Below are 14786 nucleotides of genomic sequence, written 5' to 3'. Positions count from 1 at the left end.
AATGAGTAAAAAGAGCCTATTGCAATTTTTAATCCTTGTAGTCCTGCTCATCATTTTCGGACTGGGTATAAGCCTTCTTCTTCACAGACAGTGGAAGAGAAGGCTTATGCAGTATGAAACAAAGGGAAATCCGCAACAGGTAGAAGCACAGGAAATTCTTCCCGTAGAGGAAGAGGATATAGAACTTTCGGAAGAAGATAGCGGATCTTTTTTTCAAAATGAGTTTTCGAAGCTGGAGGAACTGGAGAAAGATAAGAATTGGCAAAGAGACTTGCCATTAAGGAGACGATACGAAAAAATAGCGTCTCTGTATGATGGAGAATTGCAAAGATTGGTTTCCTATTACGGTAAGCAAATTAAAGGAGCGGAAAGAGATAATTTTTTTGCGGAGCAAAGTATCTTTTTAGCGGAAAGATCCAGGGAAAGTAAGAAAGAGCTGAGTCAGGATAAGACGGGTGTAGAGGAAAATATAGATTACTTAAAAAAATATATTGCTTTAACAAAAATGCGCTGTAGTACCATACTGGAGAAGATATCCGCCGAAAGTGACGACTGAAGTTTTGAGTTGGAAACTATTTTAATTTGGAAAATAGGCGAAAAAATGGAGGATTCCATAGTGTTGGCGAGAGAAGCATTAAAAAAGCTTTTTCTCGCTGTTTTTGCGTATCGGCTTGCTGTTTTTGCGTATCGCCTAAGCTTGAACTTGCCCTCTAAGTAGGGTATAATTTTGAAGTTTGAATTGAGAAAGAAAGGGATGGCTTACACGCCATTTCGTAAACGGATATAGCTTTGCCATATCTTGTTGAATATACATTTTAGAGGAGAATTTATGGAAAAATACGGTGTAAATGAATTAAGAAAGATGTTTCTGGACTATTTTAAGGAACAGGATCATCTTATTTTGAAGAGCTTTTCATTGGTTCCCCACAATGATAACAGCTTGCTTTTAATCAATTCGGGTATGGCTCCCTTAAAGCCCTATTTTACAGGACAGGAGATTCCACCTAAGAGAAGAGTTTCTACCTGCCAGAAGTGTATTCGTACCGGTGATATTGAAAATATCGGAAAGACAGCGCGTCACGGTACTTTTTTTGAGATGCTCGGGAACTTCTCTTTTGGTGATTATTTTAAGTCCGAGGCACTGCATTTTGCTTGGCAGTTTCTAACGGAGCGGGTCGGGATTCCGAAGGACCGTCTCTATCCGAGTATTTACCTGGATGATGAAGAGGCTTTCCGTGTGTGGACAGAGGAACTCGGAGTTCCTGCAGACCGTGTATACCGTTTTGGAAAGGAAGACAATTTCTGGGAGCACGGTGCCGGTCCCTGCGGTCCTTGCTCGGAGATTTACTACGACAGAGGAGAGAAATACGGAACGGGGCCGGAAGATGTTATGGGCGGAGAAGGAGACCGTTTTATTGAGGTTTGGAATGTTGTGTTCTCACAGTTTAACAACGATGGCCATGGGCATTATACGGATTTGATTCAGAAAAATATTGATACCGGTATGGGACTGGAAAGACTTGCGGTAGTCTGCCAGGATGTTCCTTCTCTTTTTGATGTGGATACCAATAAGGCTATGATGGAAGAGATTGCAGAACTTTCCCACAAGCGTTATCTGGAAAATAAGGAGGATGATGTTTCTTTCCGTATTATTGCCGACCATGTGAAGAGCTGTACCTTTATGGCGTCAGACGGGATTATGCCTTCCAATGAAGGAAGGGGTTATGTTTTCAGAAGACTGCTAAGAAGAGCGGCAAGGCACGGAAGAATTTTAGGCATCGAAGGTGCTTTTCTGGCCAGGCTTTCCGAGAAGGCCATTGCGCTTTCTAAGGACGGCTATCCGGAACTGGAGGAGAAGAAGGATATGATTCTTCGTGTGATTTCCGAGGAAGAAGAGCGCTTTAATAAGACTATTGACAACGGTCTTGCGATTCTGCAGTCCCTGATTCAGGATTTACAGAAAAAGAAAGAGAAGACGCTTTCCGGCGAGGAAGCCTTCCGCCTCTATGATACCTACGGATTCCCCCTGGATTTAACAAAGGAAATCCTGGAAGATGCCGGAATGGATCTCGATGAAGAAGCCTTCCACAAGGCTATGAAGGTACAAAAGGATACTGCCCGTGCCGCAAGAAAGACAACAAACTACATGGGCCGTGATGATATTTACCAGAATCTGGATCCGAGTATCAGTTCGGAGTTCACAGGCTATGACAGGCTGGAAGAGGATGCCACGGTACAAGCTTTGGTGTTCTTATCCGACGAAGAAGGACAGGGCAAGATCTGTGAAAAAATCACAGAGGGACAGAAGGCTGCGATTATTACGGATAAAACCCCATTTTATGCCACTATGGGCGGACAGCAGGGCGATCAGGGAGAAATCACCGGAGAGAATTCTTTATTTGTGGTAGATGAAACCATTCATTTACAAGGAGGAAAGATTGCGCACCTTGGTGTAATGGAGCAGGGAGAAATCAGTGTAAAGGAAAGGGTTCATCTTTCCGTTGATGAAGAGGCCAGAAATTTAACAGCCAGAAATCATACGGCTACCCACCTTTTGCAAAAGGCCTTAAAAACCGTTTTAGGACCGCATGTGGAGCAGGCCGGTGCTTACTATGACGATAAGCGTCTTCGTTTTGACTTTACACACTTTGCAGCGCTCACAAAAGAAGAGCTGAAGAAAGTCGAAGAGATGGTCAATCAGGAAATTGCAAAGGGAGATTTGGTAAAGACGGAAGAAATGAGTCTGGAAGACGCAAAGAAGTCCGGTGCAATTGCGCTTTTCGGAGAAAAGTACGGAGACAAGGTACGAGTTGTTTCCGTTGGCGACTATTCTGTAGAGCTTTGCGGTGGAACCCATGTTTCTCAGTCCGGCAGCATTCAGGGCTTTAAGATTATTTCCGAACAGGGAATTGCAGCCGGTATCAGAAGAATTGAAGCGCTGACTTCTCAGAATCTTTTTGACTACTTCCAAAAGGAAGAGGAGTTGCTAAAAGAGCTGAGTGCCAAGTTAAAGTCTGACCCCGAGCATTTACTGCAAAGAGTAGAGAGCTTGGAACAGGAGTTGAAATCCAGCAAGTCCGACCTTGATAAGCTAAAGGCTAAGATGGCGAAGGAGGAGATGGGTGAGCTGAGTGCGGAAACAGTGAACGGATGCTCTGTCATCATTAAAGAACTCCAGGGAGTGGACAGAAACGGTCTTAGAACCTTGGGAGACAGTTTGAAGGATAAGTATGAGAACGCTTTTGTACTTCTCATTTCCGTGGAGGACGGAAAGCCTGTCCTTATGGCGACAGCCAGTGACGGTGCTGTAAAGAAAGGCGCTCATTCCGGAAATCTGATAAAAGAGGTTGCTGCAGTACTTGGAGGCGGTGGCGGTGGAAAGCCCCAGATGGCACAGGCGGGCGGAAAGGATGTTTCCGCTATACCGCATGCCTTAGAGAAGGCAAAGGAACTGATGCAGGCACAATTACAGGGCTGATGCATTATGGAGGAGCTTACACTCTCTTTTGAAGAAGTTGTACGAAATCTGCACTTTATACCTTATATAGAACAAGAGATTTTGAAGTCATTTTCCCGAAAAGAAAAGTGGATTCAAGAGATAGCTGAAACTGCGTATAGCGGGACAGACTATGCCTTTCCTTTATTGAAGAGAAGACCTTTTACAAGGCTTCTGGTGCTTTGTTATTTGCTTAAGACTAAGTTTTTTGACTATCAAAAAGCTTGGCGCGTCAAAGGAGATCATCTGGGACACGTTCCAAGATGTCTCCGTCCGATGTAACTTGACATATCAAGCTACAGGAAAGATGGGAATCTCGAAGGAAGAAGTTCTTTGGTTCAGTCATATCATCTCTACTTCCATATTTAAAATCGGGGTATTGCAATATGAAATCACGAAGCTGCAGTATCCGGGTAAAGAGAAGGGTGAACCTTATATGGAAGTCTCAGCGAAAGGGAAAGCGCTTTTACCGGAAGGATGCGATGTGTTAAGTTGCCATATCCGGCATGGAGTGGAACTGAGTAGCATTGCCGTAGAGGCTTCATTCCGGAAAGCTGCAGACTTTTTTAAAGAGCATTATCCTCATACGAACTTCAGGGCCTTTGTTTGTAGCAGCTGGCTGTTGTATCCGTCTATGCTGGCGCTTTTAGGAGAAGAGTCAAAAATCAGACAGTTTGCTTTGCGCTTTACGATTATAGCCGCTTGTCCCGATCGCAAGCAGGCAATGGAAAGAATCTTTTCCTACGGCTCGAAAAGTCTGCCGAAGGAAAAATGGACGAGTTTACAAGTACTCGCTATACAAAATAAAAAGAGGCTTGGTTATGCAATGGGCGTCATTATGATAGAACCGGATGTCCAGAGTTCTCCTATTTTTCCGGGAAAGAACGGAACTCTGCGCACTCTGTGAGCAATGCCTGTTAAGAAGAATAGGGTCCTATAACTTGAAGAATAGAAAAAACCGTATCCTCGAAGATACGGTTTTTTTCTATTTTTAACGAGTGTCCATTGCAAAACATGCGTCAACCCGTTTGATTTATTTACGCTTTTTCTGTGTTCTTGCTACACCGTAAAAAACGGATGCAAGGATGGAAAGTCCCAGTAAGCTTGCCCAGAGAAGAAGATGGGAAGTGTCTCCGGTGGGAGTATTTCTCTTATTCTCTTCGGCAGGCGTTCTGGATTCTCCAAGAACTGTCGGAATCTTGTCATTCTCTATGACTTCAGTCGGATCCGGTGTCTCTCTGGATTCTCCGGCAACGGTCGGCGTATTCGGATTCGGTGAAGTCGGTGTAGATGGAGTAGACGGTACAGGATTTACCGGTCTACCCGGTGTAACGGGAGAGGGAGGTGTATACGGATTCGGATCGGGAGGATTCGGCCCCGGCGGTGTGGTTGTCTTCGTATTTGTAACAATGAATCCGCTTGCGGCATCTCCGCTGATAGAAGAGGTGTAACCGCTTAAAGCGACCTCGGAAACCGTATATACAATTTCATGTCCGTCGTTCTCTGCAAATCTCGGAAGGTTTGAGAAGGTATGAGTCCACTGCTCATCTTCGGTAAGAATAGCTTTGTCCTTTTCTACACCGTCTGCAAGGAGTTTAATTTCTACCTGATTGGCTTTCTCTCCATTCCATTTCTTTTCTACCTGTACCGTTGTCTCCGGAATATTCGTCAGAGTATAACCGCTGTTCTGATTTCCGCTAAGCTGTACGGCATACCCTTCTATGCTTTGCTCTTTAATTGTATAGCGGTAAAGCTTTGCGTTTTCATCCCTCTTGGGGAGATTCTCAAAGTTCAGCTCCCAAACGCCATCCTTCTCCCACATGATGCCTGTACCGATTAAAGTGGGGTTATCCGGATCTTCTTCCGCCTTTCGGTAGAGTTCAACCGTAATGCTTCTCGGACGATTTGCCGCATCATCATACTTCCAGAGCTTAGTGACTTTAATATTCGTTACTTCCTTCTTTCCGGCAACGAGTCCGCCATTGGAACCAATTCCGCCGCCGCGAGTAGAAGATTTGTTTCCTTTAATGATGACCGTGGCAAGACTTTCTGCCTGTGCGTCCTCTGTTACATCGGTGTGCAATTGCATCTTCTGTGATATGTAACCATCCAAAACCCCGGTCAAGCTTGTAAGAGGGACTTCGTTGTTGTTGTTATCTTTCCAACGATACGGAGTTCCTCCGAGCATTACAGGAGAAATTGTATACGGCGGGAATCCACCGTGTAAGCCGTAATCGAAGATACCCGATTCAATATCGATATCCTGTCCTAGCTTTGCTCGGTTTCCATAAATGGCAATACCGTCTTTTTCAAAGATATTCGTTGTAGAAACAGGACAGGATGCATAACCGCCGCCGGCAATAGCTGCTTCATTATCCGTAATTAAGGCATTTTTTAAATTTAAGACAGCCTGCAGACTCTGGCTTAAGCCGTTGACGTAGATACCGCCGCCACCAAACATCTTATCTGTTGCACCACGACCTGTCATTTCATTGTCCAGAATTTCCCCTGCACTGATGTTTGCAACATTGGATCCGTCTGTATCCCGTTTTTGGTTATCGGTTTGAACGAAAATGCCTCCACCGGCGGATCCGGCCTTATTTTCCTTAATAACTCCGCCGGTCATATTCAGAATGCATTTTAATCCGCCATATGGCTCATAGGAACCCAGAGAGATTCCCCCACCGCATTCCGTTGCACTGTTTCCGCTTATAACGGCATCTCCGCTTAGGTTAATAGTAGAAGACATATAGGTGCATATTCCGCCACCGGCCTCAGCACTGGTAAGGGCTTTTTTACTGCGATCCATATAAGCCTTGTTATCTTCAATTGCACCGCCGGACAGGTTCAGAACGGTATTACGACCAAGATAGATACCCCCTCCCTGGTGTGCGCTGTTGTTTCGGATAATGCCGCCCGTCATATTGATGGTTCGTTTATGCTCTTTATCACGATCTGTGTAAATTGCCCCTCCATAGACATGCCAGTGATCCAAATCAAGGACAATGTTGTTCTCCAGAATCGTTCCGTCCGTCACATTCAAATCTCCGTCTACGAGAAGCAGAGATTTCAAAGTAAGACGGTCGTTTAATCCGCCACCGTCAACCGTGATGTCTTTCAGTGTTGCAGTCTCACCCTGCTTAACCCGTAAAAGGTGGTCACGAAAACCGGGGTTTCGCATCAAAATGGCATTTGTTCCGTCCAGACTGATTTCACCGGAGATATCTACAGTACCGTTAATATAAATCGTTTCTATGTCGAGATCCGCTCCTGCGAGTTCCTTAGCTTTCTCAAAAGTTTTTACTGCATTTCCTTCCGACATTCCGTCATTTTCGTCATTTCCCGTTTCTCCGTTGAGATAGATGCTGCCCGCTTCACGAGCGTAGGTAAACTTCATATCGGACGGAAGAAAGGATGCAGATAAGATGAATGCAAGAAAAAATACCAAAATTGCCGGTACTTCTCCTCGAACCCACTTCTTAATGAATTGGGTACAATCTGTAACCATGTAAATACCTCCTAATTTTCCTTGAATTTAATAGTTAATTCATAAATTAATAATATCATAATCTTAAAATAATACAATGATAATAATATCTAAATAAAAACATTTAATCAATTGTAATAAGGAATGAAATTGAATTTATTTTTGACAGATGTTGTGCGTTTTTAAGTATGAAATATCTAGATTTTAGGTACTTTGTTGCTTGTTTTCTATGGTTAGTCGTTATAAACTCTCCTTATAGGAGAATCGTCGTATGAAAAATTATTGTAATGAACATCAGAAAATGCCTCTTTACGGCATAGGACCGTTTTTGATTTTGGCCGTAGCCCTTCTTTCTTTACTGGGAATCCTCTTATCCTTTACCGTTTTATCGGGAGGAACGGTGAATGGGCCGGGAAAGCTATTGTTTTATTTTGCCGCATTTTTCCTGATTATTTCAGGATTTTTGATTTGGTGTCCATGCATGACGGAGGCAGGGTGGATTCCTATCAGGCTTATGAGCTTGAGAGAATATAAATGAAAGGGAGTGTTCTCTTTTTTTGCTATTTTTCAAAGAATATACTTTTGTGACTTATAATAAAGAAAAAATAAGAATAATACATAAATAGAAATTAAAATGCAGTAGGAAAATTATATTGTTAAATACTATATATAAATATGATTATTTTAACAATTAATTAGACGAAACATACAAAATAAAATAAAATATGTTATAAGTTTAACGAGCTTCTATAAAGGAAGCTTGTTTTTCATTGGGAAAGGAGATTGTATGAGAAGAGCTATTTTAACAGGAGTGACATTGCTACTCACCGGTGCTTCTTTACTTTCCGCTTGTGGAAATACAGGAAGCAAGAGTCAGGAGTCTACCGTAAAGGAGAGTGCTACGGAGAAGAAGGAATCGGAAAATACCACTGAGTCGGAGACAGAAGCGGAGAAGGCTGAAAAGAAAACAGATAATTCGCTGCTGCCGAAGGAGTTAAAAGATTTCCCTGAAGCGAGTGAAGAGGAAGTAAAGAACTATATGAGCGATAATGATGAAAATACGCTTCTGATTGATAGCCGTGGAGAAGAATATTATAGCGGATGGGCAGAAGAAGGAAAAACAAAAGGAGGCCATCTGTCGAATGCGTTATTATTTTCGTCCCGATGGCTGGATTGCTATTACACAGAAGAAACTCCCAGGAAGATGTATCTTGACCGTGCCATGAAGGATCAAGGGATTGACAAGGATAGGAGTGTCATTGTCTATGACAGAGGTGGAGAAGAAGCTAAAAATGTTGCAAATTATTTGGCATTGGAGGGTGTTAAAAACATTAAAATCTTCCATGCGGATAAACTATTAAAAGATTCTGATACGATTTCTTATCAGGGATATGATCATTTTCTTCCGGTAGAAATCGTAAAATCTGTTTCTGATGTAAAAACTGGAGAGGCTGAGAAATTGTCAGCAGCTGCTGAAGCGGTACTGGGAAGTGACCCTTCTAAAATTGTTCTGATTGATGTGGCGTGGGGAAATATGAAGGAATCCACTTATTTGTCAGAGGGACATGTTCCCGGAGCAATCCATATCAATACAGATTGCTATGAAAGACCTAGAGTTTATGTTCCGGAAAAACGTTCAGATTATGCTAAAGAATGGAGACTTCTTTCCATTGAAGAGTTTAGAGACAGTCTCTGCCCGCAGTACGGCATTAACAAGGATTCTATTGTGATTTTAACCGGAGATACAGCAGAAGCCCATGGAAGACTTGGATTCATGTTACGAACTATCGGAGTGAAAACGTATGCCATGACCGGAAAGTTGACTGCATGGCGATATGCCGGATACCCCTTAGATAAGGGAGAGGATTCAATAGTACTTCCCAGCGCAGTGGACAGCTTTGGTAGTACGGATATTCCTAATCCTCATGAAATTATTTGGACGGATGAAGTCAAGAAGATCCTTGCAGGAGAAGAGGAAGGACAAATCGTTGATAACAGGGCGGAAAAGCAGTGGAATGGAGAGGATTCCGGTTATTTTTATCATGATTTAGCAGGAAGAATTGAAAATACAATCTGGTGTTTGGAAAATGATGTAGAAAACGGTCAGTACTTTATGAATGCGGATGCTACGCCGAGAACCAAAGAAGAACTCGTAATTTATATGAAGAAAAATGGAGTTGATCCGGAAAAGCCCGCCATCTTCTTCTGTGGAGATTCTTGGGGAGCCGCAAAAATTGCGTATTGGTGTCAAGCTGTTGGTTTAGATCAGGTTAAGGAATGGGGAAATGGTTGGATTCCTTGGTCTAATTTGGGAAATGAATTTATTGACCATGAGGGAAGAAAGGTACATTACGACAAGTATCTTGATGCAGTTCTGGATGAGAATGGCAAGGATGTCAGTGATGGTGTAAATATTCTTGTTTCAAAAAAGAAAGCATAATGGATCAGTTTTCTTTTTGAAAATCCTTTATGAGGAAAGAAGGCGTTTATGGGAAAAAATAAAGTACTTGTTCCAATACTGGGGCTGGTGTTGCTAATGGTTGTTTTTCTCGGATTAGCGTTCCAAATGGCTAAAATAGAGGATAATAGAGGAAAAGCTTCTTTGGAATCAAGTGAAAATCAGTCAGCTACAGTAAAGGCTGAAGATAATACGAAAGAATCTAAGCTTGACCCAAAAGAGGAAAGTGAAAAAAATCAATCAGAGAGCAAGCAGAAAACGGAAGCTGAAGCTTTGATAGGAGAAAAAATCACTCAGGATGAGATACAGAACAAAGTAGGGAAATGGAACGATTTTGAAATGAGTAGTGAAAGCTGTGAGAGAGGTGTTTATGCCGGTAAATTTTTTTACAACAGCTTTATTATTCATACAAGAACCTATGACCAGGGACAGACTTTTAATGTGGTATCTGTAAATTGAATACGTCAGATTGAAAAGGAAAAGATATGATAGGTTTAAAATTACAAGGGAAGTTGAAAAAGAATTTTTCCCTCATCTGTCTTGTGGCATTGGCAGGTTCTGTAATCTTTGCGCTACCACTGCTTCGGTTAGAATACTATGGCAGCTATATGAAGGAATACCATTTGACAAATACGGAAATGGGTATACTTGCCAGTGTCTTAGGAGTATTTGGAGTTGTTTCTTATCTTTTTGGGGGTGTTGTGGCAGATGGAATATCATTAAGAAAAATTGTAGTATGCTCATTATTGGGAACTGGTGCAGGTGGACTGCTTCACCTTCTTCCCTTATCCTTTAAAGGATTGCTTTTGGTATATGCATTGTGGGGAATTTCCACAACCTTTGCTTTTTGGCCAGCCTCGGTTAAGCTTGTGCGCCTTGCTTCGGATCAGGAGGATGAAGGAAAAGCTTACGGATACTTTGAAGGCGGGCAAAATATAGGTGCCGGCCTAGCTGCTGCTTTAGCGCTTATTCTATTTCGCTTAGCGAGTGCAAGAGTATCTAATCCATTTTTTGCCATGAAAGTTGTGATTCTTTTTTATAGCTTTTTAAATTTCGCCTTTGCTCTTCTTACTTTCTTCTTTCTAGAGAAGGAAGAAAAGCTGGATAGTAAAAATCCCAGCTTTAAAGGCCTATTTCAGATATTAAAAAGAAAAGAAATATGGATTATCAGCTTGGTGGCATTGTGTAATCATATTTTTTGTATTGGGATAGCTTATTATATTCCTTTTTCTACGGATGTATTGGGTGCCGGAATTGCTTTTGGGGCGGCTCTTGGAGTCGCCCGGAAGTTCTCCTCTTTTCTGGGAAATGTTTCCGGCGGGTATATTCGTGATAAAATTGGGACTACCAATATGATGATTCTTGCCTTTTCGGGAATGATTGTTTTACAAATTATGCTATTCCTTTATCCGAAAACTCCTGCATTTTTAGTTCTTACTGCTCTTTCATTTGTCTTTGTACTATTTGTTTTTCATATGAATTATGCTATGGCTTGGACAATGATGAGTGAGGGAGTAATTCCGGTAGAGTACACCGGGACAGCTGCAGGAATCATCTGTATGTTTGGAGCAATACCGGAAAGCTTTGTATCACTTCTTGCTGGAAATCTCTTGGATCAATATAGGGTACATACCGGATATGCAATATTTTTTCTGATTCTTATGGCAGTTAGTACATTTGGTTTAATTTTAGTGATTCTTTGGAAGGAGTTACTGAAGTCAAATCAACATAGAGAAAATTTGGACGAAAAGGCTCTAGAGGAGTTAAAACAGTACGTCTAATGGAATTTAGTTATATAGCCAATAAGATAATCGAAGAAGTTAATTTTTAGTTTAACAATGTAGAAAAAAGATATTTAGAATGTTAGTATCAGCCTTCATGCAGTATAGGCTAAAAAGTGGGTATTCTGACCTTGTGGGTAAGGTTAACAAGAGCATGCCCAAATTTCAGCTCTATACTGTTGTGAAGGCTTTTTTAGATTTTGTATTCTATTTTAATAAAATGTAGCTTATTTATACTTATAAAATCCTTCCCCTGCATTCACACCGATTTTTCCTTCTGCCACATACTTTTCTAAAATCGCCTTAATCGTACCTGGAATGCTGCTTGGATCCTGGGACTGGAGATTGTTGAATACAATATTTAAAGCGGTATTCAGTCCTACGATATCCAGAATCTGGAAAGGGCCAAGGGGAGAGCCGGTACCCAGTCTCCAGGTAAGATCAATGGTGGCAGGGTCTGCCACTTCCTTAGCCAAAAGCATTTCCCCTGCACTTAAGAAGGGAATCAGCATAGAGTTATGGAGGCTATCTTTTCCTACAGGATATTTATTTTCAGTTGGGGTTTGATAAGATTTGTAAAGCTATTGCCAGAAAGCATGGATTTAAGTACAACCTCAATTCAATTCTTTCAAGGCTGCTATATACAAGAATCCTTTATCCTTCTTCAAAACTATCTTCTTTCGCTCTTTCTTCAAGATTCATAGAAAAACCGGATTTTTCTCTCGAAGATATTTACCGTTCCCTATCCATCATTAATGAAGAGTCGGATTACATTCAGTCCACACTTTATCGGAACAGCTTAAAGATTTCAAAAAGAAAAACCGGAGTGATTTACTATGACTGTACCAACTACTTTTTTGAGCTTGAGCAAGCAGATGGATTAAAACAGTATGGAGCCTCTAAAGAAAACCGGCCTCTTCCCATTGTTCAGATGGGATTTTTATGGACAGTGATGGTATTCCTCTTGCCTTCAGTGTCAATCCCGGAAATACCAATGAACAAACAACAATGGTTCCTTTGGAAAAAAGCTTGTTGAAGATTTTTCCTTGTCTAGACTGGTCGTATGTACGGATGCAGGGCTTTCAGCCTTATCCAATCGCAAATATAACTCCAAGGGGAATCGTGGTTTCATCACAACACAATCCATAAAGAAGTTAAAAGGTTTTCTAAAAGAATGGTGCCTTGATTCTAAAGACTGGAATCTAAAAGGCAGTTTGCAAAAGTATGACATTTCCGAACTGGACGGAGAAAAAGATAGCAATAAAATCTTTTACAAAGAACGGTGGATAAATGAAAATGTCTTGAACAACATCTGATTGTATCCTATTCCATTAAATACAGGGATTATCTAAGGTGCGTTCGGAGCGGACAAATCAATCGTGCCCAAAACCTTATTACTAATAATCCCAAAGAAATAGACCACAACCGCCAAACCGATTTCAAACGTTTTGTTAAAAAAAACAGTGTAACGCCGGAGGGGGAACTGACCGAGCAGAGCTTTTTAGAACTCAATGAAGATGTTATTCGAAAAGAAGAACAGTATGACAGTTTCTACGCTGTATGCACTAACTTGGAAGATGATGCTTCAGCTATCATTGAAGTAAACAAACAACGCTGGCAAATCGAGGAATGCTTTCGCATTATGAAAAGTGAATTCAAAGCACGACCGGTATACCTTCACAGAGATGATAGGATTAAGGCACACTTTATGCTTTGCTTCCTTTCATTAATTCTCTACAGATACCTGGACAAACAACTTGGAAGCAAGTATTCATGCGAAAAACTGTTACGTGGTCTAAAAGATATGAACTTTCTAAAGATTGAAGGTAGAGGATTTATCCCGACATATGCAAAAACAGAATTTACAGACAATCTAGAAAAAGCCTTTGGAATTAATACTTCTATGCAGATCGTCACTATAGAAAAAATGAGAAATATTTGCCATCAGACTAAAGAATAAAAATCTGTACACACATCTGATAACAAAGGAAAAAGCTCTGTAAACCGCTTGATTTCAACGATTTACAGGGCTTTTTTGCTATATAGACTGTCAAATTCGGGATTATGCCATAAAAAGAGGATTTTGAAAAAGGGGAAATATTCATCTTTGTTTAATAGCTTAAAGATTCTTATCTTTCCGATTTTCCCGCTTCAAATAATTGGACATGCTTCCAGCACTGAAGCTATGTCCAACATTTTAGCCGCAAGTCTATTAAACAAAAATGAAAAATATTTGTTTTTGTTTAATAGACTTGCTATACTATCTTTCAGTGAGGTAAAAATCTATGAAGCTTATTGAAAGAACATCTTATCTTGAAAAACTGATAAAAGTTTATGGAACTCCGGATATAAAAGTGATAACAGGTGTCCGAAGAAGCGGAAAGTCTAAGCTTATGGAGTCCTTTCACCATTATATTCAAAAAAATCATCCGGAAGCAAATATTATTCACATCAATCTTATTCTTACCGAGTATGAAACTTTACTGGAATACCATGCACTCAACAACTATGTAAAAGATCATTATGTTCCGGAAAAAGAGAATATTCTTTTAATTGATGAAGTGCAGATGTGTCGAGGATTTGAAAAAGCTATCATCAGCTTTCATAGTGAAGAAAAATACGATATCTATATTACCGGTTCAAATGCGTTCTTATTAAGCAGCGATTTGGCAACCCTTTTTACAGGTAGAACCTTCCGAATAGAAGTATATCCTTTTTCATTTAAGGAATTTTGTACTTATTACGAGATCACAGACAAGCAGCAGGCATTAAATCAATATATAGTTGAAGGAGGTATGGCCGGTTCCTATGTTTATAAAGACGAAAATCTTAAATTGAATTATCTGAAGGATGTCTATAATACCCTCATTTTAAGAGATATTGTCCAAAAATTCAAAATCAGAAAAACCATTCTGATTGAACGTGTCTCAGACTTTTTGATGGATAATATTTCAAATATATCGTCCGCCAGAAGTATAAGCACTGCCGTTTCAAAATCCGATATTAGTTCTTCCAATGCCACTATCGGCTCCTATATGAAGTACTTATGCAACGCATATGCTTTTTATAAAGTGAGAAAATATGATATTCGAGGAAAAAAATATCTTTCTTCTTATGACAAATACTATCTAAGTGACCATTCTTTTCGTTATGCCTTTCTAGGTAAAAGAAATATGGATTATGGCAGAACCTTAGAAAATATAGTAGCAATAGAACTACTCCGTTCAGGCTATGATATTTATGCCGGTGCTCTCTATAAAAAGGAAATAGACTTCGTCGTCATGAAAAGAAGTGAAAAAATCTATATTCAGGTCTCAGATAATATAGCAGAAAACAAAACATTGGATAGGGAACTTGCCCCTTTAAAAGCAATTAAAGATGCCTATCCTAAGGTAGTACTGGCAAGGACAGGGAATCCGCAATATGATATCGAAGGTATTCAAGTAATAGATATTGCAGAATGGCTCCTTATGAAAAAAGATTGAGTTTGTTTAAAAGGGGATGTTGATACGAGAACTATAAGTCCACATCACCTAGGTACAATTATATACTAATTGATTTCCT

At 40.5% G+C, this 14786-nt stretch carries 12 protein-coding genes and 1 pseudogene; 11 read left to right on the top strand and 2 right to left on the bottom strand.

Going from position 1 to position 14786, the window contains the following annotated elements; all coding sequences use genetic code 11:
• Position 1: 1 nt before the first annotated feature.
• The 3 genes from HMPREF9124_RS07065 to HMPREF9124_RS07050 all read left to right on the top strand — a co-directional run bounded on the left by HMPREF9124_RS07065 (position 2) and on the right by HMPREF9124_RS07050 (position 4403).
• The gene (locus HMPREF9124_RS07065) at positions 2-556 is read left to right on the top strand and encodes a hypothetical protein (RefSeq protein ID WP_009428778.1); all 555 of its coding nucleotides are present in this window, start codon (positions 2-4) and stop codon (positions 554-556) included.
• A 273-nt stretch (positions 557-829) separates the two neighbouring features.
• The gene (alaS, locus tag HMPREF9124_RS07060; protein WP_009429775.1) at positions 830-3478 is read left to right on the top strand and encodes an alanine--tRNA ligase; all 2649 of its coding nucleotides are present in this window, start codon (positions 830-832) and stop codon (positions 3476-3478) included.
• Positions 3479-3803: 325 nt separating this feature from the next.
• Entirely contained in the window at positions 3804-4403 is a 600-nt protein-coding gene (locus tag HMPREF9124_RS07050; RefSeq protein ID WP_009428401.1) for a hypothetical protein, read from the top strand.
• 126 nt (positions 4404-4529) lie between these two features.
• On the opposite strand, the gene HMPREF9124_RS07045 is transcribed toward HMPREF9124_RS07050, so the two are convergent.
• On the bottom strand, positions 4530-7004 hold the full coding sequence (locus HMPREF9124_RS07045) for a Cna B-type domain-containing protein (protein ID WP_009427880.1): 2475 nt from the start codon (positions 7002-7004) through the stop codon (positions 4530-4532).
• Positions 7005-7254: 250 nt separating this feature from the next.
• On the opposite strand from HMPREF9124_RS07045, the gene HMPREF9124_RS07040 reads away from it, so the two are divergent.
• From HMPREF9124_RS07040 to HMPREF9124_RS07025, 4 genes are all read left to right on the top strand, one after another.
• The gene (locus HMPREF9124_RS07040) at positions 7255-7521 is read left to right on the top strand and encodes a hypothetical protein (RefSeq protein ID WP_009428681.1); all 267 of its coding nucleotides are present in this window, start codon (positions 7255-7257) and stop codon (positions 7519-7521) included.
• A 249-nt stretch (positions 7522-7770) separates the two neighbouring features.
• Positions 7771-9423, top strand: coding sequence for a rhodanese-like domain-containing protein (locus HMPREF9124_RS07035; RefSeq protein ID WP_009428228.1), 1653 nt, complete (start codon positions 7771-7773; stop codon positions 9421-9423).
• Positions 9424-9471: 48 nt separating this feature from the next.
• Complete coding sequence (locus HMPREF9124_RS07030; protein WP_009429495.1) at positions 9472-9900, top strand: hypothetical protein; 429 nt, start codon at positions 9472-9474, stop codon at positions 9898-9900.
• Positions 9901-9926: 26 nt separating this feature from the next.
• Positions 9927-11222 carry an MFS transporter gene (locus HMPREF9124_RS07025; RefSeq protein ID WP_009428962.1) on the top strand — a complete coding sequence of 432 codons (1296 nt, stop codon included), beginning with the start codon at positions 9927-9929 and terminating at the stop codon, positions 11220-11222.
• 227 nt (positions 11223-11449) lie between these two features.
• Here the strand turns inward: HMPREF9124_RS07025 and HMPREF9124_RS07020 are convergent.
• Positions 11450-11740: pseudogene (locus tag HMPREF9124_RS07020) on the bottom strand (3-hydroxyacyl-CoA dehydrogenase family protein); the annotation flags it as partial.
• A 38-nt stretch (positions 11741-11778) separates the two neighbouring features.
• On the opposite strand from HMPREF9124_RS07020, the gene HMPREF9124_RS11445 reads away from it, so the two are divergent.
• The 4 genes from HMPREF9124_RS11445 to HMPREF9124_RS07005 all read left to right on the top strand — a co-directional run bounded on the left by HMPREF9124_RS11445 (position 11779) and on the right by HMPREF9124_RS07005 (position 14707).
• Positions 11779-12258, top strand: coding sequence for a hypothetical protein (locus HMPREF9124_RS11445; protein WP_009429805.1), 480 nt, complete (start codon positions 11779-11781; stop codon positions 12256-12258).
• A gap of 10 nt (positions 12259-12268) precedes the next feature.
• Positions 12269-12538: a hypothetical protein gene (locus HMPREF9124_RS11985; RefSeq protein ID WP_009429229.1), complete on the top strand. Its 270-nt coding sequence runs from the start codon at positions 12269-12271 to the stop codon at positions 12536-12538.
• Positions 12535-13182 (top strand): IS1634 family transposase, encoded by a 648-nt coding sequence (locus HMPREF9124_RS11700; protein WP_083816308.1) that lies wholly within the window; start codon positions 12535-12537, stop codon positions 13180-13182. Before HMPREF9124_RS11985 ends, HMPREF9124_RS11700 begins: the two co-directional genes overlap by 4 nt.
• 325 nt (positions 13183-13507) lie before the next feature.
• Complete coding sequence (locus HMPREF9124_RS07005; protein WP_009428810.1) at positions 13508-14707, top strand: ATP-binding protein; 1200 nt, start codon at positions 13508-13510, stop codon at positions 14705-14707.
• The last annotated feature ends 79 nt before the right edge of the window (positions 14708-14786 follow it).

Source organism: Oribacterium sp. oral taxon 108 str. F0425, from assembly GCF_000214455.1.
Taxonomy (GTDB): domain Bacteria; phylum Bacillota; class Clostridia; order Lachnospirales; family Lachnospiraceae; genus Oribacterium; species Oribacterium asaccharolyticum.
This window is presented reverse-complemented; position numbering and strand designations above follow the sequence as displayed.

Excerpts from the sequence above, each read along its gene's own strand:
- HMPREF9124_RS07065 (WP_009428778.1), top strand. The coding sequence starts at position 2 with ATGAGTAAAAAGAGCCTATTGCAATTTTTAATCCTTGTAGTCCTGCTC.
- alaS (WP_009429775.1), top strand. The coding sequence starts at position 830 with ATGGAAAAATACGGTGTAAATGAATTAAGAAAGATGTTTCTGGACTAT.
- HMPREF9124_RS07050 (WP_009428401.1), top strand. The coding sequence starts at position 3,804 with ATGGGAATCTCGAAGGAAGAAGTTCTTTGGTTCAGTCATATCATCTCT.
- HMPREF9124_RS07045 (WP_009427880.1), bottom strand. The coding sequence starts at position 7,004 with ATGGTTACAGATTGTACCCAATTCATTAAGAAGTGGGTTCGAGGAGAA.
- HMPREF9124_RS07040 (WP_009428681.1), top strand. The coding sequence starts at position 7,255 with ATGAAAAATTATTGTAATGAACATCAGAAAATGCCTCTTTACGGCATA.
- HMPREF9124_RS07035 (WP_009428228.1), top strand. The coding sequence starts at position 7,771 with ATGAGAAGAGCTATTTTAACAGGAGTGACATTGCTACTCACCGGTGCT.
- HMPREF9124_RS07030 (WP_009429495.1), top strand. The coding sequence starts at position 9,472 with ATGGGAAAAAATAAAGTACTTGTTCCAATACTGGGGCTGGTGTTGCTA.
- HMPREF9124_RS07025 (WP_009428962.1), top strand. The coding sequence starts at position 9,927 with ATGATAGGTTTAAAATTACAAGGGAAGTTGAAAAAGAATTTTTCCCTC.
- HMPREF9124_RS07005 (WP_009428810.1), top strand. The coding sequence starts at position 13,508 with ATGAAGCTTATTGAAAGAACATCTTATCTTGAAAAACTGATAAAAGTT.